Raw genomic sequence first — 23,498 nt, forward strand, 5'->3', positions numbered from 1 at the left:
AGCACCAAGGGCGTGTTGAGATTCGGGTCAGGCCGGCCTCACCCGAATATCGACTACGCCCTAGTGAGTCTCCGACCCCACGTAGGCAATCCGCAGCATATTGGTCGAGCCGGGCGTCCTCAGCGGCACGCCGGCCGTGATGATGACGCGGTCGCCCGGCTTGCCGAAGCCTTCTTCCAGCGCGATGCGGCAGGCCCGGTCGACCATGTCGTCGAGGTCGGTCGCGTCTGGCGAGACGACGCAATGCGTGCCCCACAAGAGCGACAGCCGGCGCGCCGTGTTGACGATCGGCGACAACGCCACGATCGGCACCTGCGGGCGCTCGCGCGCGGCGCGCAGACCGGTGGTGCCCGACGCGGTGTAGGAGATGATCGCCGACAGTTTCAGCGTCTCGGCGATCTCGCGCGCGGCCAGCGAGATGGCGTCTGCGCCGGTGGCTTCCGGCTCCGAGCGCTGCGCATTGATGATGCCGGCATAGGTCGGGTCGGTTTCGACCTTGGTGGCAATGCGGTTCATCATGGCGACCGCCTCGACCGGATAGGCGCCGGCCGCAGATTCGGCCGAAAGCATGATCGCGTCCGCGCCTTCGAAGACGGCGATCGACACGTCGGAGACCTCGGCGCGGGTCGGCACGGGCGCGGTGATCATCGATTCCAGCATCTGCGTGGCGATCACCACCGGCTTGCCGGCGCGGCGCGCCGCGCGCGTGATCTGCTTCTGGATGCCAGGCACGGCTTCGAGCGGCATCTCGACGCCGAGATCGCCGCGGGCGACCATCAGCGCGTCGGAGAGCTCGATGATCTCAGGAAGTCGGGCCACCGCCTGCGGCTTCTCGATCTTGGCCATGATCAGCGCGCGGCCGCGCGCGATCTTGCGGGCCTCCGCCAGGTCCTCCGGCCGCTGCACGAAGGACAGCGCCACCCAGTCGACGCCGGTGGCAAGAACCGCGTCGAGATCGGCACGGTCCTTCTCGGTCAGCGCGCCGACCGGCAGGTCGGTGTCGGGCAGGCTGACGCCCTTCTTGTCGGAAATGCCCGAGCCGGCGACGACCGTGCAGGTGATCGACTTGCCGTCGCTCTTCAGCGCCTTCAGCTCCAGCTTGCCGTCGTCGATCAAAAGACGGTGACCGGCCTCGACCGAACTCAGGATTTCGGGATGCGGCAGATATACCCGCTTCGATGTGCCGGCTTCGGGATTGTCGTCGAGCGTGAAAGTCTGGCCGACAGCTAGCGCTTCCTTGACGTTGGCGAACTTGCCGACCCTGAGCTTCGGGCCCTGCAGGTCGGCCAGGATGCCGATCGGTCGGCCGACGGCCGCCTCGACGGCGCGGATGCGGCCGACCAGCGTGCGCATCAGCTCGTGGTCGGTATGGCTCATATTGATGCGGAAGACATCTGCGCCCGCTTCGAAGAGCTTTCTCAGCATCTCCTCGGAGGAGGAAGCCGGACCGATGGTGGCGAGGATCTTGACCTTGCGGCTACGTCTCATTGACTGTTTGTTCCCGGAGCGGGGGTCGCTGGCGCGCCTCCCGTTGCGGGCTCGTCGGTCAGCTGGACCATCCAGCTGGCCTGCTCGCCCGTGTCATATTCCTGAAATCCGGCGCGTTGGAAGCCCCGGGCGACGCAATCATTCACGCCGGCTATCTTGAACTCTTTTTCGGCGACGCACATGTTGATCGGGCCGTCCCAGCGCCCGCCACGTTCGGCGTCTTCTGCATAAAGATAGTAAAACCTTGATGACAGCGGACCCTCGATCAGCGTCTTGCAGGTCGATCCTTCGATGTGCCACCAGCCCTCGGTGATCCAGCCGGCCTTGGCGCGATAGCCGATGCCGACGCCCACCAGATTTTGCGTCGCGTTGCAAACGCGGAAGTCGGCCCGGGCCGGCGAGGTCGCGGCTATCGCGAAAAAACCCGCGCCGACGATCAGCAACGGCACGGCCAGGCGCTTGCGCAACCGACCGGCAAAACCCATCGCAGATCCCCTTGCGAACCACATTTGCATCTCTCGAAGCCCTTTTCAGCAAACTCCGGGCGCATGTCAACGCGCCGTTTTGTTCAATTCCAATCGATTTAGAAGGGCCCGTCGCGCAAATTCTCCCTCGGTCGGGGATTTTTTGCGGAAACCTTGGCCAAACAACGGCATTGCGCCGGCGTCCTCTTCGTGGAATGACGATAGCACATCGCAGCCGCCATCCCCTTTTCAGCCGATGACCCGATCCACAGTTTTCACGCCGTTCGACATAGTCGAGGGCGACCGCAAGAGAGGCGTCGTGCTTCTCGCCGACCACGCCCGCCGCGATCTCCCCGACGAATACGGCAGTCTCGGCTTGCCGGCGTCCGAATTCGACCGTCACATCGCCTATGACATCGGCGTCGAGACGGTGACGCGCGAGCTCGCCGCTGCGCTTGACGTGCCGGCGGTGCTTGCCGGCTTCTCGCGGCTGCTGATCGACCCCAACCGGGGCGAGGACGACCCAACCATGATCCGCCAGCTCTATGACGGGACCGTGGTGCCGGGAAACTATCCGATTGCCCGGGAGGAGCGCGAGCGGCGGCTCGACCGTTTCTACCAGCCCTATCACGACGCCGTCGGGGCGATGATCGCCTCCGTCGCCCATGCTTCGGGCAAGGCGCCGTTCATCCTCTCCGTGCATTCCTTCACGCCGGCGATGCAGGGTTTTGTCCGCCCCTGGCATGTCGGCGTCCTGTGGGACCGAGACGACCGCGTGGCGCGGCCGCTGATCGACATGCTGGCCGAGGACAAGTCCCTCGTCGTCGGCGACAACGAACCCTATGACGGCGCGCTGCGCGGCGACACCATGTTCCGCCATGCCATCGTCAACGGCTACGCACATGCTCTGATCGAAATCCGTCAGGACCTGATCGCCGACCGCGCCGGCGCCTTGGCCTGGGCCGAACGCTTGGCGCCGATCGTTGACGCCATCGACCGGCGCCCCGATATTCATCAGGTGAAAATGTTCGGCTCGCGCACCGGACCTGTGTGACGAGACCGACGGCGGAGTTCCCCATGACCGAGCTCAACGACGACCAGAAACGCGATTTCGAGGCAGCCGCGTTTCGCCGGCTGGTGGCGCATCTGCGCGAGCGCGGCGATGTCCAGAACATCGACCTGATGAACCTCGCCGGCTTCTGCCGCAACTGCCTGTCCAACTGGTATCGCGAAGCCGCCGAAGCCGAAGGTGTGGCATTGTCGAAAGACGCTGCGCGCGAGATCATCTACGGCATGCCCTATGCCGAATGGCAGGCGCTCAACCAGACCGAGGCGTCGGAAGCCAAGAAGGCCGAGTTCGAGGCGCGACGGCCAAAGGATCACTAAGCAGCGACGACGCACGCTTTCGCGACTTCGTCATTCCAGGGCGGAGCGTAGCGGAGACCCTGGAATCCATTCCGTGACGACTGCCGAAGAGCACGGCGATCCAGAATATCGTCGCATCGGCGCCGCCCGGGAACATTCTGCATGGTAGCGGCGCTCCTAAGTCACGGAATGGATCCTCGGGTCCACGCGCGTCGCTTCGCTCCTTGCTCCGCCCGTGGATGACGAACGGAGAGGCGTCGCAGCAATCGTCAAAGCAGCAGCCTGCCGCGAACGACGCCGACCCCCGATCGCGCCCTTGGTCCAAGCACTTCCCCGCTGCGGTCCTTGACTACGAATTGAATCGATCTAATTTGCCGCGCGAATCCTTTGCATGGCGGATTTCAGACGATGAGCGTGCAAACCACGATGCAGGCCGCGGCGCGCGGCCGCTGGGCCGTCGCCGGTATTTTCCTCGCCAATGGTTTCTTGACCGGCAGCTGGGCGCCGCAGATCCCGGTGTTCCTCACCCGGCTCGACATCACCCGATTCACCCTCGGCCTGCTGATCCTCCTGTTCGGCGTCGGCGCGGTCATCGCCATGACCTGGTGCGGCCATCTGATCTCCCGGCACGGCTCGCGCAGCGTGACGCGCTGGTTCGGTGTTTGCGGCAGCTTCGGCCTGCTGATCGTGGCGCTCGCCCCTAACGTTCCGCTGGCGGCGATTGCCATGCTCGTCTTCGGCGGCTCAATCGGCGGCATGGATGTCGCGATGAACTCGAATGCCGTCGTGGTGGAAAGGCGGCTTTCGCGCGCGATCATGTCGTCGTCGCACGGCTTCTGGAGCCTCGGCGGCTTCGCCGGTGGCGCGCTCGGCGGCTACTCGATCCAGAATTACGGCTATCTTGCCCATGCCGTCGCGGTGACGGTGATCGCCTTTGCCATCATCGCGTTTGCCGTTCGTTATCTCATCGCCGAGGGCCGGCCGCAGGCGGTCGAGCACCAGAAGTTCACGCTGCCGCGGCACATGGCCGTCTATCTGGTCGGGCTGATGGCGCTGCTCACCATGATCTCGGAGGGCGCGGTGCTCGACTGGGCGGCGCTCTTCCTGCACCAGGAGCTGGGTGCCGATCTCGCGGTCGCCGGGCTGGCCTATGCCGCCTTCTCCGGGGTCATGGCGCTGATGCGTTTCCTGGGCGACGGCGTGCGCAACCGCTTCGGCGCGGTGTCGACCTTGCGCGGCTCCGCGCTGGTCGCCGCCGCCGGCATGCTGGTCGCCGGCCTCTCGCCCTCGCCTTACCTTGCCATAACCGCCTTTGCTTTCTGCGGCTTCGGCATTGCCAACATGGTGCCGATCATCTTTTCGGCCGGCGGCAATCAGGAAGGCATGTCGTCCGGCACCGGCATGAGCGTCGTCACCACCATGGGCTATTCCGGCATATTGGTGGCGCCGTCGGCAATCGGCTTCGTCGCAGAGCATTCGAGCTTCGGCCCGATCTTCGTCGCGCTGTCCGCGCTGCTGGTCGTCGTGCTCTTGATGGCCGGCCTCGCTCACCGGGCCGAATTTGCACCTGAACCTGTCCCAGCCGAATAGCGCTTCAGTTCCTCGTGCAGGAAATCCGCCACGCGGCGGATGCGCATGCTGGTGCGCACGTCTCGATGCATGGCAAGCCAGACCGGCAGAACCGGCGGGGGCAAATAGGGCAACAGTTTTTCCAGGTTCGGATCGGCATGCCCTGGTGGGTGCTGCGCGCCGGCAGCCCGTTCGTGGCCATGTGGCGCGAGATCGTCTCGATGTCCTATCTGCGCTTCGAAGCGCACCGGCTGGTCTCGACGCGGCTGGAGGAGGTCATCGGCGAAATCCCGCACACCCCGCTCGACTAAGCGGTGAAGGAAGCATTGCAGGATATCGGCGTCGCCGCGGAGCCGTCGCGCCTCGCCGCCTGATCGCAGCATGCCAAAAAGCGGCCGATCCGGCAGCCCGGCTGCAAACTACAAGGATCGGTCGGGCATGTCTGCGTTGGCAGGCCGTATGCCTTGGAGACTGGCTGAGGCCTCCCAACCTCGTCATCCACGGGCGGAGCAAGGAGCGAAGCGACGCGCGCAGACCCGAGGATCCATTCCGTGACCTCGAAGCGTAGCAAGGGCGCAGAATTCTGCTTCGCCGCATCCCACGGCCCAGTTCACGGAATGGATTCCAGGGTCTCCGCGACGCCGCTTCGCGGCTGCTCCGCCCTGGAATGACAAGATTGGGCAAAGCTTCAGCTAGTTCCCAGCGTTTGCGCTGGCTGCAGCCTTTCAAATCCCTGGACCGAGGAACCGGTCAGATCCTGCCCATCAACAAGAGTATCAACAGCACGACCAGGATGACGCCGACGATGCCCGAGGGGCCGTAGCCCCAGGATCGCGAATGCGGCCATGCCGGCACGGCGCCGATCAGGATCAGGATAAGGATAATTACGAGAATTGTGCCGATCGTCATGAAAAACCCTCGCCGTCTGGTTGAACTTCGAGGGAACAATGCAAAAAGCCGCCCGGTTGTTCCCGGGCGGCTTTTTTCCTTGGAGTTGTGAAACGCTCTATTCCGCGGCTTTCGGGAAGGGCTCCGCCGACCCCGCGCCCGTCTCGCTGGGCGGCTCGTCGGTCATGACCTTGCCTTTGCCGCGCCGCAACAGGCGGCTGAACCAGCCGCGGCGCTGGCCGGGCTTCACCTTGGCGCGGGTGAACACCATCAGCATCGAGGGCGTCACCACCAGCGTCAGCAGGGTGGCGAAGGACAGGCCGAAGACGATCGCCGAGGACAGCGAGATCCACCATTGCGTCGACGGCGCGTTGATCGTCGTCTCGTGATGGAAGATTTCGAGACCGAGCCCGAAGGCGATCGGCAGCACGCCGAGGATGGCCGAGACCGCCGTCAGCACCACCGGACGGGCGCGCTCGCGGCAGGTCTGCAGCACCGCATCCATCTTGTCCCAGCCTTCGTCGCGCAACCGGTCGTAAGTGTCGATGAGCACGATGTTGTTGTTCACCACCACACCGGCCAGCGCGATGACGCCGATGCCCGACATGACGATGCCGAAGGCCTCGCCTGTCAGAAGCAATCCGAGGAACACGCCGATCGTCGCCATGACCACGCAGGACAGGACGAGCCACACGCTGGTGAATTTGTTGAACTGCGCAAGCAGCACCAGGAAGATCAGGAAGATCGCTGCGCCGAAAGCCTTGCCGAGGAAGGCGCTGGCTTCCGCGCTGTCCTCGTTTGAGCCGGCGAGCTTCCAGCGGATGCCGCTGCCGAGATCCATATCGCTGACGGCCTTGGTCACCTGCTCCTGCACCGCCGCGACCTGCGCGCCGGCGCTGACATTGGCCTGCACGACCACGGTGCGCGCGCCGTCGATGCGGTTCAGGATGCCGACGGTCGGCTCCGGCTTGCGCACGACGAAGTTCGAGATCGGCACCGACCCTTGCGAGGTCTGCACCCTGAGCTCGTCGAGCGTCGACAGCGTGCGCCGGTCCTCGGGCAGGCGGAGCCGGATGTCGACCGCGGCGTCGGCGCCGGCCGGCCGGTATTCCGACAGCTTGAGGCCGTTGGTCACCAGTTGCACCACCGTGCCGACCGAAGTCGGGCTGATGCCGTATTGCGCCGCCTTGGCGCGGTCGACCTCGATCGCCCAATCGACGCCGGGCGGCGGCAGGCCGTCCGAAATATCGATGACATTGGGGACCTTGGCGATGCGTGCCGCGACCGCGCGCGCCTTGTCGTCGAGCCCGGCCGGGTCGACGGCCGACAGCCTGATCTGGATCGGCTTGCCGGTCGGCGGGCCGGCTTCCGGCACGCGCACTTCGACATCGACGCCGGGAATGCCGGCCATCACGCCGCGTAGGTCGTCGAGGATCTGGTTGGCCGACTTGCGCTCGCGCCAATCGACGAACTCGTACTGGATGACGCCGACCACGTCTTCCGGGATGTCCTGGCCGCCGCCTTGCGTCTTGCCGACGCGGGTATAGACCGACTTCACGCCGGGCCAGCCGAGCAGGCGGTTTTCCGCCGTTTTCGTCGCGGCGTCCATTTCGGCCAGCGAAAGATTGCCGCGGGCATGCACATAGAGCAGGCCGTAATCCGGCTCGACGCTGGGGAAGAACTCGACGCCGGCGCCATATTTCGAATAGGCGAAGCCGACGCCGACCAGAAGTCCGACGGTGAGCAGGATCACCGTGATCGGGAAGCGCACCGCCTGCTTGACCACCGCCATGTACCAGCCGTCGCGGTTGCCTTCCTCGTGATGCTCCGGCGCCTTGGCGAAGATCGCGCCCAAAGTCGGCGCGAAGACCAGCGCGTAGAGCATCGAGGCCGACAGCGTCACGATCAGCGTGATCGGCATATATTTCATGAAGTCGCCGATGATGCCCGGCCAGAACAGCAGCGGCGAGAAGGCGGCGATGCGCGTCATCGTCGCCGCGATGACCGGGCCGGCCATGCGCTTGGCGGCCAGCGCGAAGGCGTCCGCCTTCGGCATGCCCTCGCTCATGCGCCGTTCCGCGAATTCGGTGACGATGATGGCGTCATCCACCAGCATGCCGACGGCCAGGATCAGGCTGAACAGCACGATCATGTTGATCGTGTAGCCCATCATGGCAAGCAGCAGGATGCCCATCAGGAACGATGACGGGATGGCAAGCCCGATGAGCAGCGAGGCCCGCCCCGACAGCGCGTAGAGGATGACGATGAACACCAGGATGACGGCGATCATCACGTGGTTCTGCAGGTCGCCCAGCAGCTGGTTGACGAAGACCGACTTGTCCTGCGTGTAGGTGACATGCATGCCCTCGGGCATGGTCTTGATAAAGGTGTCCGACACTTCCCTGACGTGGTTCAACGTGTCGATCAGGTTGGCGCCTATGCGCTTCTTGACTTCGATGGCGATCGCAGGCTTGCCATTGAGGCGAGTGACCGTCTCGGCGTCCTTGAAGGTCGAGCGTATGGTCGCGATGTCCTTGGCCTGGACCACGGCGTTCGGCGTGGCGACCACCGGCAGGTTGGCGACATCCTCGGGCGTCTCGATCAGCGACGGCACCTTGACCGCGTATTTGCCTTCCGAGCCTTCGAGATTGCCGGCCGCGACCAGGCTGTTGGAGGAGGCGACGCCCTGGATCACCTGGTCGAGCTGCAGTCCGTAGGAGGAAAGCTTCACCGGATCGACGACCACCTCGACGAGGTCGTCGCGAGCGCCCTGCAGCGAGCCTTCGAGCACGCCGGGCACCTCCTCGATGCGGTCGCGCAGCTCGCGCGCGGCCGACGTCAGCACGCGCTCCGGCACATCGCCGGAAAGCGTGACGACCAGAACCGGGAATTCCGAGACGTTGACCTCGTTGACGGTCGGCTCTTCCGCCGCCTGCGGCAGGTCGGCCTTGGCGTCCTGCACCTTGCTGCGCGTATCCTGCAGCGCTGTCGCGAGATCCGTCTGCGGCTGGAATTCGACCAGCACATAGCCGCCGCCCTGGAAGGCGGCTGAGCGCATCTCCTTGAGCCCCTTGAGGCTCTTGAGCTTGCTTTCCATCGGCCTGAGCAGCAGGCGCTCGGAATCCTCCGGCGAGATGCCCTGATAGATCAGGCTGACATACATCATCGGAATCGGAACGTCGGGCTCTGCTTCCTTCGGCGTGGACTGGTAGGCGACCCAGCCCGCGACGACCAGGAACAGCAGCGCCGATATGGTGAGGCGAGCGTTGTTGATGGCGAGTCTGACGATATCCATGACTTCGGCCTGTTATGCTTCGGGGGCTGCGGACTGCCATCGCCGGATTGGTCCGGCGACGGACGCGTCCTGCTTTACTGCGTGCCGGCGGTGGCTTCGCCGATCAGCTTGTTGATGGTCGCCTGGTCGGCCTCGACGGGCTTCACCGGGTCGCCCTCCTTCACCAGCTCCTGGCCGGCGACGATGATGCGCGCATCTTGCGGAATGCCGCCCAGCACCAGGCCGTGCGGCGTGTCGTCGACCAGGTCGATCGGAAAGAACGCCACCTTGTCGTCCTTGCCGACGGCGCGGATGCCGAGGTCGCCCTTGTCGCCCAGCGTCACCACCGAGCGCGGCAGCATGACCGCGTTGGTTGGCTCGGCGCTGAGCGTGATCTCGGCCGTCATGCCGGCAGGGATTGAGCCGTCGGCATTGGGGATCGCCACCTCGACGCGGAAGGTGCGGGTCTGCGCCGAGGCATCGCGGCTGATGTAGCGCACGGTGCCGGTGACCTTCTGGTCGTTGACGAGGCGGACATCGGCCTCGTCGCCGATCTTGACGTAGCGCAGGTCGCGCTCGCTGATCTCGCCGCGGGCGATGACCGGATCGAGCTTCAGGACTGTCGCCACCTCGCCGCCCTGCATCACCGAGCTGCCGAGCTCCACCGGGATGCGGTCGATGACGCCGTCGAACGGCGCTTTGACCTCGTTGCGGTCGAGCTCCGCCTGCGCGGTGTCGAGCTGCGATTGCGCCAGCGTCAGGTTGGAGCGGGCGGTATCGAGCTGCAGCTTCGGCAGATTGCCGGTCTTGGCCAGCCGCTCGGCGGCATCGAGCTCGGCTTTGCGCTGCGCCAGCAATTGCTTGGCATTGTCGACGTTGGAGATCTTCTCCTCGGCCGCGAGCATCAGCACGAGGTCGCCGGTCTTGACGCGGTCGCCCTGCTTGACCGGCAACTTCTCGATGACGCCGGCGACGCGCGTCGCCAGCACGGCCCGCTTGTCGGCCTCGGTCAGGCCGGAGATGCGGATGGCGCGCGCATAGGTTTTGCGCGGCGGCGTCACCACGGCGACCGTGCGCAACGCGGCCTTGGGCTCGGCGGCCTCCGGCTGAGCGGGCTTGCCGGCGTCGGCGTGTTTGTCCGTGGCGACCGACTTGTCGGCGGCGCTACCGACGGACGAAAACTCACCCGTGCCCATCCAGGCCGCGAATCCGATGAGCACGACAATGGCAGCAAGCTTGTGAAACCTGATTTTCGGCATCGTCATTTTTTCCGTTGCAGGACCTGGCGAGGTCGGCGCTTCCGACTTCGGGCGCGCGGCCGATATGGGTGTGCGCGGGGCCTAGTTCAATTTGCCGTGATCGGCGAAGCGCAGCTTCTACCTGAAAGTTGCGGCGCAATATAGTCGGAAAAGTTGCGGTAGCATTGCGAAGTGGAACGTGGTTCCTCGACAAATCCAAGCTTTTCTGCCAGACGGCTGCGCTTTTTTCCGGCGCGCCAATAGTTTTCCATGGCTTCCCTAACGTTAGTGGCAACAGCCGTCAGGATGATGCGGAAAGCTCCCATATGAAGCGGCGATCATCCGCGTTGACCGCGGTTCCGTCCCCGCCATTCCCGGGCTGAAGCTGTCAAGTGATGAGCTTCAGCAGCCGGAAAAGACGCTCGAATGTCTTGCCATAGGGCGGGCGCAGCAGGCCGCCGGCGCTGAGCTTCGACTGGATGAAGATCGGCTTTTCCTTGCTGAAGGTGCGAAAACCCCACTCGCCGTGATAGGCGCCCATGCCGCTGTCGCCGACGCCGCCGAAGGGCTGCCGCTCCTGCGCCAGATGCATCATGCAGTCATTGACCGTGACGCCGCCGGCCACGGTTTCGCGCATGACCCTACGGCGATTGGCGCTGTCGCTGCCGAACCAGTAAAGCGCCAGTGGACGCTCGCCCCGGTTCACATGATCGATAGCCTCGTCCACGCTGCCATATTCGACGATCGGCAGCACCGGTCCGAAAATCTCCTCGCGCATCAGCCGCAGAGTCTCGCCGGCATTGCGCACCAGCACCGGCGCCATCTTGCGGTCGCTGATGCCGAGCTTCTCGTTCGCAGGATTGATCTCGGTAATGTCGGCGCCGCTGTCGCGCGCCTCGGCGACCATGTCGCTCAGCCGCCGGTGATGCCGCTCGCTGACGATCGCCGTATAGTCGGGATTGTCGCCGAGGCGCGGATAGAGCTTCGCGATTGCCGCCGCGAACTTGGCCGCGACCGCCGCGCCCTGGCCTTGCGGGACCATCAGATAGTCGGGCGCGATGCAGGTTTGGCCGGCATTGAGCAATTTGCCATAGGCAACGCTGGCGACCGCCGCATCGAGATCGCAGGATGGATCAAAGATCGCCGGCGACTTGCCGCCGAGCTCGAGCGTCACCGGCGTCAGATTGGCAGCGGCAGCCAGCGCAACCTGGCGGCCAACGGCGGTCGAGCCCGTGAACAGGAGGTGGTCGAACGGCAGGGATACGAACGCCTTGCCGGCCTCCGCGTCGCCGACCGCCACGCTGACCTCGTCGGCGGCGAAATATTTTTCGACCAGGCTGGCGAGCAGGTCCGAAAATTTCGGCGTCAGCTCCGAAGGCTTGATCAGCACGCGGTTGCCGGCGGCCAGAGCGGCGGTCGCCGGCGCGATGGCGAGCTGGAAAGGATAGTTCCAGGGCGAGACGATGCCGACGACGCCGAGCGGCTGCGGCAAGAGGCGGTTGCGGCCGGGCAGGAAGGGAAGGCTGGTGGCGACGCGGCGCTCGCGCATCCAGACGCCGAGATGCGACAGCGCATGCCCGATGCCCGCGCGCACGACGAACAGTTCGGCAAGCCGCGTCTCCTGAGCCGAGCGGGCGGAAAAATCGCTGTCGATCGCCGCGCAGATCTCGGCTTCGTGCTTTTCAGTGAGCGCCAGCAGGCGCTTCAGCCGATCCTTGCGCACGTTCAGCGTCGGGAACGGCTCCTTCTCGAAGGCCCTGCACTGCGCCTCGAACCTGACCCCGAGAGCGTTTTGTCTGGTTTGCAGCATCGCGACCTCCCCTTTACGTTCAGGTAAGCTATATCGCCCCGACAACCGAATCCAGCATTGCCCCGGTTCCGCTGGGGAAGATGCTGACAGCCGGAGCGGACTTGCTAACAGGTATGGAAGACATCAGGCCCGCCGCCGCGCGGATTCTGGCTTAATGTGCGCTGCCAGGAACTCCTTGACGCGACGCCCGGGTGCCGGGCCGCGCAGCGGCTTGAAGCCGTCGTCGAGCTCGCCTGAAAGATCGAGCGTGGCGTGCTGGCCGACGGCGTCGTAATTCTCTTCCAGCCAGTCGCTGGCGGCGCTGCGGCCGAGGTCGCGCAGATAGGCGATGAAAGCCCATTCGGCATTGACCTTGGACGACGCGGAGAGGTCCTTGAAGGCCTCGTCGGCATCGATGCGGTGCATGCGGATGTCGCGATATTCGCCATGCGGCAGGCGTCCGGCCGCGATCAGTTCCTTGACGAAGGCGATCGAGCGGAATTCACGCAGCAGCCCGGCGTTGAAGGTAATCTCGTCGATGCGGTTCTGGATCTCATTGGCGCTCTTCGGCGTGCCTTCGCGCACCACCGGATTGATCTGCACCAGAAGCACGTCCTCGGTCGCCGCCGTCTTGAAGAACGGATAGAGCGCCGGATTGCCGCCATAGCCGCCATCCCAATAGGGCACGCCCTTGATCTCGACGGCTCGGAACAATTGCGGCAGGCAGGCCGAGGCCATCACCGTGTCGAGGTCGATCTCGCCGTCGGAGAAGACGCGCAGCTGTCCGGTCTCGACATTGGTCGCCGAGATGAACAGCTCAATCGACTTGCAGGCGCGCACATTGTCGAAGTCGATCTCCTTCGCCACCACATCGCGCAGCGGGTTGAGGCCGAGCGGATTGGCGACATAGGGCGAGAACACCCGCGACATCGTGTCGAAGAAGACATAACCGGGCGTGTTCTCGATCGACCAATTGCCCCAGACCACGTCCCACGGCATGCGCTGCACGGGGCTAAAACGGCCCTTCGAGGCCACCGCCCGCCAGAAGTCCTCGAGCTTCTTGCGCGCGCCTTCCACGCCGCCCCGGACAAAGCCGTCGGCCAGCGCCACCGCGTTCATGGCGCCGGCGCTGGTGCCGGACACCGCCGCGATCTCCAGCCGCCCGTCCTCCAGCAGCCGGTCGAGCACGCCCCAGGAAAAGGCGCCATGCGAACCGCCGCCCTGCAGCGCGATGTTGATCTTCTTCTTTTCCTCCGCCTTGCCGTTCTTCGCCATGGCGTTCCTTGTCTCGATGCGCCGGCCTACCGCAGCGTTGTTTGCACGGAGACGACGCAGTCAGCCTATGTTGCAGCGCAGCATATAAGGGCGAACCAAGGCAAGAACACGAACACACAAGCGTGATCATGGGATTTTCCTCGCCCCACGAAGTGGGCTACAGCATGCTGTGACTGGCGCGACTGATCAGGGGGAAGCTTGATTGCCAGGTGGTTCCCCCAATCCGTCGCTGCTTCGCAGCGCCACCTTTCCCCCCTCCGGAGGGAAAGGAAGGAGCGTTGCTGGACGAGCATTGACGGCAAAAAGCTTGGCGCCTTCCTCTACCCCGTCGATCGGGGGAGAGGTGGCTCGGCGCAGCCGAGACGGAGTGGGGGTCGACCAGCGCTGCATAAGACAAGGCATGCGCCAAGCTGCATGCACGCTATCGCCAAAGGCCAGCCGCTTGGAAAGGTGTGCATGCCGTAGCCGAGGTGGGGCGAGGAACCGAACCTCTCAAGCCACGAGATCGGGCACCGGCCCGACATAATGCGACTGTGGCCGGATGAGCCGCCCGGTCGCCTGCTGCTCGCGCGCGTGCGCAATCCAGCCGGCAACGCGGCCGGCGGCGAACACGTTGGAGAAGGCCTCCTTCGGGAAGCCGACCGCGTCCAGGAGGAGCGCTGTGTAGAATTCGACATTGGTCTGGATCGAGCGCTGCGGCTTGGCGATGCTGAGCACCTCGAGCGCCGCCTGCTCCACGGTTTCGGCGAAGGCCAACCTGCTGCCCATCTCCTTGCTGCTCGTCTTGTTGCGCGAACCGAGCTGCCGCACGACCGTCTTCAGCGCATCGGCTCGCGGGTCGCGCACGCGGTAGATGCGATGGCCGAAACCCATGATGCGCTGGCCATGAGCGATCTCGTTGCGCAGCCATGCCGTGGCGTCGCCGCTGGCCTTGATGGCGTCCAGCATCTCGATCACCGGCCCCGGCGCGCCGCCATGCAGCGGACCTTTCAGCGCGCCGAGCCCAGCCAGGATCGCCGAGGTCAGTCCGGCCTGGGTCGAGGCCACCACGCGGGTCGCGAAGGTCGAGGCGTTGAGCCCGTGGTCGCAGACCGTCACCAGATAGCTGTCGAGCGCCTTGGTAAGCGCGGGCGAGGCGGAGCCGGAAAGCATGCGCAGCATGTCGCCGGCATGATCGGCTTTTTCGTCGGGAGCAATAGGCGTCTTACCCCGGCCAAGGCGCAGCAAGGCCGGCGTCAGCACCGCAGGCGCCGCGACCAGCCGCAGCGCATCGGCAAGCCTGTCGCCGTCCGGCAGGACGGCCATGCCGGCGCGCATGCCGCTGTAGACGTCGAGCGGCGCAAGCTGGGCAAGCATCGGCTGGACGCGATCGAACACTTCCACCCGAGCCTTGCCGATCGCCTCCTCCAGTTCGGCATCGCTCGGAAGGTCGTCGAAGAAGCCGTCGAACAGCAGATGCACCACCTGCGCGTAGCGCCGGCGGCCGGCCAGTTCCATCAGCGAATGGCCTCGGATGGTGAGGTGCCCGCCCGCACCATCGACATCGGAAAGCACCGTGTCTGCCGCCACAACATCATCGAGCCCATTTGCCATGATCGTCTCCTTGACCTTTGGTGCATGACAATTAATGCTGCGCAATCAATGCATCAATCTTGATCAAGATAATCAATGTAAGGTGTCGAATGACGGAATGGCTGACGCGAGATGAGGCGCTGGAGCGGCTCAACGTCCGTCCGCAGACGCTTTATGCCTATGTCAGCCGCGGCCGCATCGGCATGAAGCCGGACGACGCAGACCCGCGCCGCAGCCGGTACCGCGCCGACGACATCGCCGCGCTCGCCACGCGCCGCGACCGCGGAAGGAGCCCGCAGGCAATCGCCGAAAGCGCCATCGCCTGGGGCGAGCCGGCGATTCCCACGTCAATCTCCACGGTGCTGCATGGTCGTCTCATCTATCGCGGCAGGGACGCGGTGGAGCTTTCGGCGACGGCGACGCTCGAGGAGACCGCCGAACTGCTATGGGCTTCCGCCCGTCCGGTATCGTTCGCCTCGCTGACCCCTTCGACCGCCCGGCAAAGCGGCACGCCCACCGCCTTCGCCAGGCTTTCGGCGCTCGCCGCCGGAGGCTGGTCCTCGCTCGGACGCAGGCCGGCGATGCTGCAGCAGGATGGCGCCGCCGCGACCAGCGCACTGGCAACCGCGCTCGGCGCGTCGCCGGGCTCCGAACCTGTGCATATCAGGCTGGCGCAGGGCTGGTCGGTGGAAGCCGCCGGCGCCGATCTCATCCGCAAGGCGCTGGTGCTTTTGGCCGACCATGAGCTCAACGCCTCGACCTTCGCCGCCCGCGTCGCGGCCTCCACCGGCGCGCCGATCGCCGCCTGCCTGCTCGCAGGCCTTGCGACGCTGACCGGCCCGCGCCATGGCGGCGCCGGCGCGGCGGCGATCACGCTTGTCGAGGATGCCGAGCGGCTGGGTCCGGACGAGGCAATTGCACGCTGGCTCGCTCATGACCGGCCGCTGCCAAGCTTCGGCCACCCGCTCTACCTTGAAGGCGATCCGCGCGCGCAAGCACTGCTGCCTGACCTGGAGATCGATGACGGGATCGTACATCTTCGCGACGCCGTGCTCGCCGCGACCGGGCTGCATCCGAACATCGATTTTGCGCTGGCCGCGATGACGCGCAGCCTCAGCCTGCCGGCCGATGCGCCGTTCCGCCTGTTCGCGCTCGGCCGCAGCGTCGGCTGGACGGCCCATGCCGTCGAACAGGTGACCAGCAACAGGCCGATCAGGCCCCGCGCCCGTTACGACGGGCCAATTGGCGCGGGACGATGACTTGCAGATTAGCCGGAACGCGTTTGAGGTCGTCATTCTAGGGCGGAGCAAGGAGCGAAGCGACGCGCGCAGACCCTAGAATCCATTCCGTGACGCTAAGGCGTTGCAACGTATACAGAATTCTGCACCGCTGCGCCCTACAGCGTCGGGTCACGGAATGGATCCTCGGGTCAAGTCCGAGGATGACGAAGGGATGGGCCTTTGCGCCAATCTCCAGCGTTCGCGACCGCCGCCAAACGGCGGCACACCCGTCAGGACATCGTGTCCAGCTTGCGCTGCATCGCCGCAATCTGCGCCTTCAATTCCTGCAGATCGTCGCCCTTCTCTTCCTTCTTCGCTGGCTCGGCGGCCGGCGCTGAATTGCCGCCGGCGGGCGGGAACGGCGTGAACATGCGCATGGCGTTCTGGAACATCTCGACATTGCGTCGCGTCTGTTCCTCGAGCGCCTTGATCGGCGTCTTCATCATGTCGATCGGCGTTTTCCCGAAGGTACCCTTGAGCTGCTCGCGAAACCGCTCCTGCTCCTTGGAGAAGGCGATCATCGATTGTTCGAGGAAGCTCGGCACGATCATCTGCATCTGATCGCCGTAGAAGGAGATGAGCTGGCGCAGGAACGGGATCGGCAGCATGTTCTGCCCATCCTTGTTCTCCAGCTCGAAGATGATCTGCGTCAGCACCGGGTGCGTGATGTCGTCACCGGTCTTTGCGTCCTGGACCGTGAATTCCTCGCCCTTCTTGACCATCTCGGCCAAGTCCTCGAGCGTCACATAAGTGCTCGTGCCGGTATTGTAGAGCCGGCGATTGGCATACTTCTTGATGACGATCGGGTCGTCTTTTGCGGCCATCCGTATCCTCCCCAGGACACCGGCACCTCTAGGAGTAAGCGGCCGGTAACGATTGCGCCCTTTATCGAGGATACGCGCAAAAGCCTCACAATTCCAAGCGGTTTGTGCACTGCGGCATCAATTAATGCTGCAGGGCATGACAAAATTCGCCGCGCGGTCAACGTCATGTTGCCGCAGCCGGCGCGCGCTCTGCTTGCCACGCATGGCGGCCATGCCCATTTCCGGTTTGACTCGGCTGCCTGAACCGGCAAGAAAGTCTTCAAGGATAGCCTAGAACACGACACCTCGAAGTCTGGAGAAGAAAATGTCCGCTTCCAATTCCATCGTCGTCGCCAGCGCCGCTCGCACCGCGGTCGGATCCTTCAACGGCAGTTTCGCCGCCACGCCGGCACATGAGCTCGGCGCCGTCGTCATCAGGGAATTGCTGGCGCGCGCGAATGTCGAGGCGGCGGAAGTCGACGAGGTCATCCTCGGTCAGGTGCTGACCGCCGCGCAGGGACAGAACCCGGCCCGCCAGGCCTCGATCAATGCCGGCCTGCCGAAGGAGACCACGGCCTGGGGCCTCAATCAGGTTTGCGGCTCGGGCCTGCGCGCCATCGCGCTCGGCATGCAGCAGATCGCCACCGGCGACGCCAAGGTGATCGTCGCCGGCGGCCAGGAATCGATGTCGATGTCGCCGCATGCCGAGCACCTGCGCGCCGGCGTCAAGATGGGCGACTACAAGATGATCGACACCATGATCAAGGACGGCCTGTGGGATGCCTTCAATGGCTACCATATGGGCAACACCGCCGAGAACGTCGCCCGTCAGTTCCAGATCACCCGCGAAACCCAGGACGAGTTCGCGCTCGCCTCGCAAAACAAGGCGGAGGCTGCGCAGAAGGCCGGCAAGTTCAAGGACGAGATCGTCGCCTTCACCATTAAGGGCAAGAAGGGCGACACAACAGTCGATCAGGACGAGTACATCCGGCACGGCGCGACGCTCGACGCCATGACCAAGCTGAAGCCTGCTTTCGACAAGGACGGCACGGTCACCGCCGCCAACGCGTCGGGCATCAATGACGGCGCCGCCGGCGCGCTGCTGATGACCGAGGCCGAGGCCGTGCGGCGCGGCATCACCCCGCTGGTGCGCATCGCCTCCTGGGCGACCGCCGGCGTCGATCCGGCAATCATGGGCACGGGGCCTATTCCCGCTTCGAAGCGGGCGCTGGAGAAGGCCGGCTGGTCGGTCAAGGACCTCGACCTCGTCGAGGCCAACGAGGCGTTCGCCGCGCAGGCCTGCGCCGTCAACAAGGGCATGGGCTGGGATCCCTCGATCGTCAACGTCAACGGCGGCGCCATCGCCATCGGCCATCCGATCGGCGCTTCGGGCGCCCGCGTCTTCAACACGCTGGTCTACGAGATGCGTCGCCGCGGCGCCAGGAAGGGCCTTGCCACGCTGTGCATCGGCGGCGGCATGGGCGTTGCAATGTGCGTGGAAGCGCTGAACTGAGCGAATAGCGAATCCAGGGTAGGGAGTAGCGAATAGCGAATAGCGAATAGGGAAGAAAGCGTCGCGCGGCGGGATATCGGACCCCTACTCGCTATTCGCTACTCTCTATTCGCTCAGACTGTTTTAAAGGGAGGACCACATGAGCAAGGTAGCAATCGTCACGGGCGGAACACGCGGCATCGGCGCGGCGATATCGGTCGCCTTGAAGACCGCCGGCTATTCGGTCGCGGCGAACTATGCCGGCAATGACGAGGCGGCCCAGAAATTCAAGGCCGAGACAGGTATCCCCGTCTACAAATGGTCCGTCGCCGACTACGAGGCCTGCGCCGCAGGCATCGAGCAGGTGGAGGCCGATCTCGGCCCGGTCTCCGTGCTGGTCAACAATGCCGGCATTACTCGCGACACCATGTTCCACAAGATGACGCCCGCACAGTGGAAGGAAGTGATCGACACCAACCTGTCCGGCGTCTTCAACATGACGCATCCTTTGTGGAGCGGCATGCGCGACCGCAAGTTCGGCCGCGTCATCACCATTTCCTCGATCAACGGCCAGAAGGGTCAGATGGGCCAGGTCAATTATTCGGCCTCGAAAGCCGGCGATATCGGCTTCACCAAGGCGCTGGCTCAAGAGGGGGCTCGCGCCGGCATCACAGTCAATGTCGTCTGCCCCGGCTACATCGCCACCGACATGGTCATGGCCGTGCCGGAAAAAGTACGGGAGTCGATCATCGCTCAGATCCCGGTCGGTCGCCTCGGCGAGCCGGAAGAGATCGCGCGCTGCGTCGTCTTCCTGGCTTCCGACGAAGCCGGCTTCATCACCGGCTCGACCATCACCGCCAATGGCGGTCAGTATTTCGCCTGACACCCCAGTAGGTCGCCCGACACCATTTACCGCCAAAGGCGGCTCCGGCACCGGAGCCGCCTTTTTTGTTCGCCGGCAGGCCGGCGCGACACCTTGCCTCAATTCGGCACGCAAAAGTTAACGGCCGCAGCCACGCTCTGTGCATAACCGCTGCGACAAGCTGTGAATCCTCGGTGGGCAAGCTGTGGATAACACCATATCTAGGGGTGAACAAACCGGGAAAACCGCCGGATCGCTGATTCGTCGCCGATTCGTTCCGGCTTTGACCGGAAAGTTAACGGTGGACGGTGCAAACGTCACCGAACTCGTTAAAAGCGATTAAGAAAAATCAACAATTTCATGAACTTGAAGTCTGCCCTCAGGTCGGGCCTGACCATTGCCCGGCAAAGGTTAACGACGACCCAGGCCCGGCCAAGGCCAAGCAGGAATTGGGCCAGTTCAGCGATTCAGCATGTGGTGAGACTTACCGTCAAAAAATCCACATATAGCCGTGAACAAAACCTGAATCAGAACGAGTCACCGATTCGTCGCTGATTCGTTCCAGACTCGTTCCAGCTGTTAACAAGCGGCCGATTTTGGCTGCTCCCTCCGGCATAGCCAGTTCGCGAGGGAACATTCCGCTTTCGCTTCACGCCCGAAGTCCCTATGTGTCGCCTGTCACACGCGGCGGCAGCGCCGTGCTTCAGACTACGGGCGGCAGAAACCTTATTTCCGAGCCGATGAACATCCAGCCGAAACACTCCCACCCGCTGATCCTTTCGGGCCGCGACGTGACGGCCGTGCTGGGCCCGACCAACACCGGCAAGACGCATCTCGCCATCGAGCGCATGGTCGCGCATGAAACCGGTGTCATCGGCCTACCGCTGAGGCTGCTCGCCCGCGAAGTCTATGCGCGCGTCTGCGAGAAGGTCGGCGCCCATAAGGTGGCGCTGATCACCGGCGAGGAGAAGATCGTGCCTGCCGGCGCGAAATATTCGGTCTGCACCGTCGAGGCGATGCCGCGCGAGACCGACGCCGCCTTCGTCGCCATCGACGAGGTGCAGCTCGCCGGCGATCTCGAGCGCGGCCATATCTTCACCGATCGCATCCTGCATCTGCGCGGCCGCCAGGAGACGCTGCTCCTGGGCGCGGCCACCATGCATGGCATCCTGCAGCGCCTGTTGAAGGGCGTGTCGGTGGTGACGCGGCCGCGGCTATCGCACCTTGCCTATGCCGGCTCGAAGAAGCTTACCAGGTTGCCGCGACGCACGGCGATCGTCGCCTTCTCGGCCGACGAGGTCTATGCGATCGCCGAGCTGATCCGCCGCCAGCAGGGGGGTGCTGCCGTCGTGCTCGGCGCTCTTTCCCCGCGCACCCGAAATGCCCAGGTGGAGATCTTCCAGTCCGGCGATGTCGACTATCTCGTCGCCACCGACGCCATCGGCATGGGCCTGAACCTCGATCTCGATCACGTCGCCTTCGCTCAGAACCGCAAGTTCGACGGCTATCAATACCGCAACCTGACCGCCGCCGAGCTTGGCCAGATCGCCGGCCGCGCCGGCCGGCACCTGCGCGACGGAACGTTCGGCGTCACCGGCCAGGTCGACCCGTTCGACGAGGATCTGGTCGCCAAGATCGAGGGACACGATTTCGATCCGGTGAAGGTGCTGCAGTGGCGCACCGCCGATTTCGACTTTTCCAGCCTCGATGCGCTGAAGCGCTCGATCGAGACCAATGCGCCTGTCGAAGGGCTGACCCGCGCGTTGCCGGCGGTGGATGCGCAGGCGCTGGAGCAGCTGTCGCGCGACGGCGACATCCGCGGCTTGGCCACCGGCAAGGAGCGCGTGGCGCTGCTTTGGGAAGCCTGCGCGCTCCCCGACTATCGCAAGATCGCGCCGGCACAGCATGCCGATCTTATCGCCTCCATCTATATGGACCTTGCGCGTCACGGCCATGTCGATGAGAATTACATGGCCGAGCAAGTGCGGCGCGCCGACACGACGGAAGGCGATATCGACACGCTGTCGCACCGGATCGCGCAGATCCGCACCTGGACTTTCGTCTCCAACCGCCCCGGCTGGCTGGCCGATCAGCTACACTGGCAGGAAAAGACGCGCGAAATCGAAGACAGATTGTCGGATGCGCTGCATGAGCGGTTGACGAAACGCTTCGTAGACCGCAGGACTTCCGTCCTCATGCGGCGCCTTAGAGAAAATACCATGCCTGAAGCCGAAATCAGCCCGTCCGGAACCGTCCTCGTCGAAGGCCATCATGTCGGCGAGTTGCAGGGATTCCGCTTCACCGCCGACCAGAGCGCCGGCGGCGAGGACGCCAAGGCGGTGCGCACCGCCGCCCAGAAGGCGCTCGCGGCCGAGTTCGAGGCGCGCGCCGAGCGCTTTGCCGCCTGCGCCAATGGCGACCTGGCATTGGGCTCGGACGGTGTCCTGCGCTGGATCGGCGCGCCGATCGGCACGCTGGTCGCCGCCGATGAGGCGCTGAAGCCGCGCCTGGTTCTGCTTGCCGACGAGCAGCTGACCGGCCCCGCCCGCGACAAGGTCGCGGCGCGCGCCGAGCGTTTCGTCAATTTCCAGATCGAAACGCTTTTGAAGCCGCTGGTCGACCTGAAGAATGCCGACCAGCTCGCCGGCATCGCGCGCGGCGTCGCCTTCCAGCTGGTCGAGCATTTCGGCCTGATCAATCGCCGCGACATCGCGGAGGAGATGAAGTCGCTCGACCAGGAAGGCCGCGCAGCGCTTCGCCGCCTCGGCGTCCGCTTCGGCGCCTACCACGTCTTCGTGCCGGCGCTGATCAAGCCGGCGCCGGCTGGCCTGGTGACGTTGCTGTGGGCGCTGAAGAACGACGGCAAGGACAAGCCCGGCTTCGGCGATGTGGTGCATGCGCTGGCTTCCGGCCGCACCTCGGTCGTTATCGACCCGACCTTCGACAAGACCTTCTACAAGCTCGCCGGCTACCGTAATCTCGGCCGCCGCGCCGTGCGCGTCGATATCCTCGAGCGGCTTGCCGACCTCATCCGCCCGGCGACCAACTGGAAGCCCGGCCTCGGCCAGCGTCCGGACGGCGCCTATGACGGTCACGCCTTCATGGTGACGCCGCCGATGATGTCGATCCTCGGCGCCACGGCCGACGACATGGAGGAGATCCTGAAAGGTCTCGGCTATCGCTCGGAGGCCAAGCCGGCTGCCGAGGTTAAGGCGAAGCTCGACGCGCTGGACGACGCCGCCCGCGAAGCGGCCGCGGCCAAGCTCGCCGCGGATAATGCCGCGCGGGAGGCAGAGGCACAAGCTGCGGCAACTGATACGGTCGCGGAGGTAACGGTCGAGGGCTCGGAGCCGGCTGCCGCCGAAGCTCCGGCTGAAGCCGCCGCGGACGTGGCGGTGGACGCTGCCACGGCAGAGCCGGCAGAAGCTGCGGCCGCGGTTACGGAAGAGGCTGCAGCGGTGGAAGACGCCGCAGCGGTGGACATTGCGGCAGCGCCCGAGTCGGCCGAAAGCGCCGACGCTCTTACCTCCCCCCACCACCAGGTGGAGGATAGTGCCGGCGGCGAGGCGCCAGCCGAAGCCGAGGAACCAAAACCTGTACTCCTGTGGCGCCAGGCGCGTTTCGACCATCAGCGTCCGCGCCATCGCCACGACAACCGTCGCGACAATCGCCCGCGCGGCGCCCAGCCCGCACGCGAGACAGGCGCCGCAAGCGGTCAGCCCGGCGATCGGCCCGCCCAGGAAGGCGGCCGCGAGCAGCGCGAAGGCGCCGGCAAGCCGCGCTTCGACCGCTCGAAGTTCAAGCCGAGGTCCGAGACGGGCGACCGGCGTGAGGGCGCTGAACGGCGCGAAGGCAAGCCGCAAGGCGAACGCCGCGAAGGCCGGCCGGACTGGAAGGGCGGCAGGCAGGACGGCAAGGGCAACGTCCCGGGCGGCAAGCCAGCCTTCCAGGGCAAGCCGCGCGAGGAACGCCCGCAGCGCTTCGATCCGGATTCGCCCTTCGCCAAGCTCGCCGCCTTGCGCGACCAACTGAAGAAATAGGTTCGAGCATGATCCCGAAAAGTGGGACCCGGTTTTCGGGCGAGATCATGCTCCATCAAAGAACCAGCATGATCTCGAACCGAAGGACCGCGTCAGCGA

The 23,498-nt window shown here is 65.0% G+C and carries 17 protein-coding genes and 2 pseudogenes; 8 read left to right on the forward strand and 11 right to left on the reverse strand.

Annotation, left to right across the window (positions count from 1 at the left end):
- Positions 1 to 60 precede the first annotated feature (60 nt).
- Positions 61 to 1,488: a pyruvate kinase gene (gene pyk / locus FJ423_RS10890; protein ID WP_095767318.1), complete on the reverse strand. Its 1,428-nt coding sequence runs from the start codon at positions 1,486 to 1,488 to the stop codon at positions 61 to 63.
- On the reverse strand, positions 1,485 to 1,973 hold the full coding sequence (locus FJ423_RS10895) for a DUF1036 domain-containing protein (protein ID WP_095767317.1): 489 nt from the start codon (positions 1,971 to 1,973) through the stop codon (positions 1,485 to 1,487). The genes pyk and FJ423_RS10895 overlap by 4 nt, the downstream gene beginning before the upstream one ends.
- 235 nt (positions 1,974 to 2,208) lie before the next feature.
- Between FJ423_RS10895 and FJ423_RS10900 the strand changes: the two genes are divergently transcribed.
- From FJ423_RS10900 to FJ423_RS10910, 3 genes are all read left to right on the forward strand, one after another.
- Positions 2,209 to 3,006, forward strand: coding sequence for an N-formylglutamate amidohydrolase (locus FJ423_RS10900; RefSeq protein ID WP_140841575.1), 798 nt, complete (start codon positions 2,209 to 2,211; stop codon positions 3,004 to 3,006).
- A gap of 23 nt (positions 3,007 to 3,029) precedes the next feature.
- Positions 3,030 to 3,338 carry a DUF1244 domain-containing protein gene (locus FJ423_RS10905; RefSeq protein ID WP_095767315.1) on the forward strand — a complete coding sequence of 103 codons (309 nt, stop codon included), beginning with the start codon at positions 3,030 to 3,032 and terminating at the stop codon, positions 3,336 to 3,338.
- A gap of 387 nt (positions 3,339 to 3,725) precedes the next feature.
- Positions 3,726 to 4,907, forward strand: coding sequence for an MFS transporter (locus FJ423_RS10910; RefSeq protein WP_140841577.1), 1,182 nt, complete (start codon positions 3,726 to 3,728; stop codon positions 4,905 to 4,907).
- Here FJ423_RS10910 and FJ423_RS34125 read toward each other — a convergent pair.
- Positions 4,865 to 5,041 (reverse strand): annotated as a pseudogene (locus FJ423_RS34125) (LysR family transcriptional regulator); the annotation flags it as partial. The gene FJ423_RS10910 and the pseudogene FJ423_RS34125 sit on opposite strands and share 43 nt — an antisense overlap.
- A gap of 3 nt (positions 5,042 to 5,044) precedes the next feature.
- Between FJ423_RS34125 and FJ423_RS10920 the strand changes: the two are divergent.
- Positions 5,045 to 5,194, forward strand: a pseudogene (locus FJ423_RS10920) (oxidoreductase); the annotation flags it as partial.
- 442 nt (positions 5,195 to 5,636) lie between these two features.
- On the opposite strand, the gene FJ423_RS10925 reads toward FJ423_RS10920, so the two are convergent.
- The 7 genes from FJ423_RS10925 to FJ423_RS10960 form a co-directional block, all read right to left on the reverse strand.
- Positions 5,637 to 5,795 carry a DUF3309 family protein gene (locus tag FJ423_RS10925; RefSeq protein WP_040991775.1) on the reverse strand — a complete coding sequence of 53 codons (159 nt, stop codon included), beginning with the start codon at positions 5,793 to 5,795 and terminating at the stop codon, positions 5,637 to 5,639.
- Positions 5,796 to 5,892: 97 nt separating this feature from the next.
- Positions 5,893 to 9,069 carry an efflux RND transporter permease subunit gene (locus FJ423_RS10930; protein WP_140841579.1) on the reverse strand — a complete coding sequence of 1,059 codons (3,177 nt, stop codon included), beginning with the start codon at positions 9,067 to 9,069 and terminating at the stop codon, positions 5,893 to 5,895.
- Between the two features lie 74 nt (positions 9,070 to 9,143).
- Positions 9,144 to 10,307: an efflux RND transporter periplasmic adaptor subunit gene (locus FJ423_RS10935; RefSeq protein WP_140841581.1), complete on the reverse strand. Its 1,164-nt coding sequence runs from the start codon at positions 10,305 to 10,307 to the stop codon at positions 9,144 to 9,146.
- An 86-nt stretch (positions 10,308 to 10,393) separates the two neighbouring features.
- Entirely contained in the window at positions 10,394 to 10,612 is a 219-nt protein-coding gene (locus FJ423_RS10940; RefSeq protein WP_140841583.1) for a hypothetical protein, read from the reverse strand.
- 62 nt (positions 10,613 to 10,674) lie between these two features.
- Complete coding sequence (locus tag FJ423_RS10945) at positions 10,675 to 12,096, reverse strand: coniferyl aldehyde dehydrogenase (RefSeq protein WP_140841585.1); 1,422 nt, start codon at positions 12,094 to 12,096, stop codon at positions 10,675 to 10,677.
- A 123-nt stretch (positions 12,097 to 12,219) separates the two neighbouring features.
- On the reverse strand, positions 12,220 to 13,350 hold the full coding sequence (locus FJ423_RS10950; protein ID WP_140841588.1) for a patatin-like phospholipase family protein: 1,131 nt from the start codon (positions 13,348 to 13,350) through the stop codon (positions 12,220 to 12,222).
- Positions 13,351 to 13,842: 492 nt separating this feature from the next.
- Positions 13,843 to 14,943: a citrate synthase/methylcitrate synthase gene (locus FJ423_RS10960; protein WP_140841590.1), complete on the reverse strand. Its 1,101-nt coding sequence runs from the start codon at positions 14,941 to 14,943 to the stop codon at positions 13,843 to 13,845.
- Between the two features lie 89 nt (positions 14,944 to 15,032).
- Here FJ423_RS10960 and FJ423_RS10965 point away from each other — a divergent pair, with 89 nt between their 5' ends.
- On the forward strand, positions 15,033 to 16,181 hold the full coding sequence (locus FJ423_RS10965; RefSeq protein WP_140841592.1) for a citrate synthase family protein: 1,149 nt from the start codon (positions 15,033 to 15,035) through the stop codon (positions 16,179 to 16,181).
- A 251-nt stretch (positions 16,182 to 16,432) separates the two neighbouring features.
- Here FJ423_RS10965 and phaR read toward each other — a convergent pair whose 3' ends face one another.
- Positions 16,433 to 17,026 (reverse strand): polyhydroxyalkanoate synthesis repressor PhaR, encoded by a 594-nt coding sequence (phaR, locus tag FJ423_RS10970; protein ID WP_095767308.1) that lies wholly within the window; start codon positions 17,024 to 17,026, stop codon positions 16,433 to 16,435.
- Between the two features lie 304 nt (positions 17,027 to 17,330).
- Here phaR and FJ423_RS10975 point away from each other — a divergent pair, with 304 nt between their 5' ends.
- The 3 genes from FJ423_RS10975 (at position 17,331) to FJ423_RS10985 (ending at position 23,399) form a co-directional block, all read left to right on the forward strand.
- Positions 17,331 to 18,518 carry an acetyl-CoA C-acetyltransferase gene (locus FJ423_RS10975; protein WP_140841594.1) on the forward strand — a complete coding sequence of 396 codons (1,188 nt, stop codon included), beginning with the start codon at positions 17,331 to 17,333 and terminating at the stop codon, positions 18,516 to 18,518.
- 139 nt (positions 18,519 to 18,657) lie between these two features.
- Positions 18,658 to 19,380, forward strand: coding sequence for a beta-ketoacyl-ACP reductase (locus tag FJ423_RS10980; protein WP_140841596.1), 723 nt, complete (start codon positions 18,658 to 18,660; stop codon positions 19,378 to 19,380).
- 719 nt (positions 19,381 to 20,099) lie between these two features.
- Positions 20,100 to 23,399 carry a helicase-related protein gene (locus FJ423_RS10985; protein ID WP_140841925.1) on the forward strand — a complete coding sequence of 1,100 codons (3,300 nt, stop codon included), beginning with the start codon at positions 20,100 to 20,102 and terminating at the stop codon, positions 23,397 to 23,399.
- Positions 23,400 to 23,498: the final 99 nt, after the last annotated feature.

The organism is Mesorhizobium sp. B2-8-9 (assembly GCF_006439475.1).
Taxonomy (GTDB): Bacteria; Pseudomonadota; Alphaproteobacteria; order Rhizobiales; family Rhizobiaceae; genus Mesorhizobium.

Bases quoted from the DNA above. Each gene is read 5' to 3' on its own strand.
- FJ423_RS10910 (WP_140841577.1), top strand. From the start codon at position 3,726: ATGAGCGTGCAAACCACGATGCAGGCCGCGGCGCGCGGCCGCTGGGCC.
- FJ423_RS10925 (WP_040991775.1), bottom strand. From the start codon at position 5,795: ATGACGATCGGCACAATTCTCGTAATTATCCTTATCCTGATCCTGATC.
- FJ423_RS10900 (WP_140841575.1), top strand. From the start codon at position 2,209: ATGACCCGATCCACAGTTTTCACGCCGTTCGACATAGTCGAGGGCGAC.
- FJ423_RS10930 (WP_140841579.1), bottom strand. From the start codon at position 9,069: ATGGATATCGTCAGACTCGCCATCAACAACGCTCGCCTCACCATATCG.
- FJ423_RS10895 (WP_095767317.1), bottom strand. From the start codon at position 1,973: ATGGGTTTTGCCGGTCGGTTGCGCAAGCGCCTGGCCGTGCCGTTGCTG.
- phaR (WP_095767308.1), bottom strand. From the start codon at position 17,026: ATGGCCGCAAAAGACGACCCGATCGTCATCAAGAAGTATGCCAATCGC.
- FJ423_RS10950 (WP_140841588.1), bottom strand. From the start codon at position 13,350: ATGGCGAAGAACGGCAAGGCGGAGGAAAAGAAGAAGATCAACATCGCG.
- FJ423_RS10960 (WP_140841590.1), bottom strand. From the start codon at position 14,943: ATGGCAAATGGGCTCGATGATGTTGTGGCGGCAGACACGGTGCTTTCC.
- pyk (WP_095767318.1), bottom strand. From the start codon at position 1,488: ATGAGACGTAGCCGCAAGGTCAAGATCCTCGCCACCATCGGTCCGGCT.
- FJ423_RS10940 (WP_140841583.1), bottom strand. From the start codon at position 10,612: ATGGGAGCTTTCCGCATCATCCTGACGGCTGTTGCCACTAACGTTAGG.
- FJ423_RS10985 (WP_140841925.1), top strand. From the start codon at position 20,100: ATGAACATCCAGCCGAAACACTCCCACCCGCTGATCCTTTCGGGCCGC.
- FJ423_RS10945 (WP_140841585.1), bottom strand. From the start codon at position 12,096: ATGCTGCAAACCAGACAAAACGCTCTCGGGGTCAGGTTCGAGGCGCAG.
- FJ423_RS10980 (WP_140841596.1), top strand. From the start codon at position 18,658: ATGAGCAAGGTAGCAATCGTCACGGGCGGAACACGCGGCATCGGCGCG.
- FJ423_RS10905 (WP_095767315.1), top strand. From the start codon at position 3,030: ATGACCGAGCTCAACGACGACCAGAAACGCGATTTCGAGGCAGCCGCG.
- FJ423_RS10935 (WP_140841581.1), bottom strand. From the start codon at position 10,307: ATGCCGAAAATCAGGTTTCACAAGCTTGCTGCCATTGTCGTGCTCATC.
- FJ423_RS10965 (WP_140841592.1), top strand. From the start codon at position 15,033: ATGACGGAATGGCTGACGCGAGATGAGGCGCTGGAGCGGCTCAACGTC.
- FJ423_RS10975 (WP_140841594.1), top strand. From the start codon at position 17,331: ATGTCCGCTTCCAATTCCATCGTCGTCGCCAGCGCCGCTCGCACCGCG.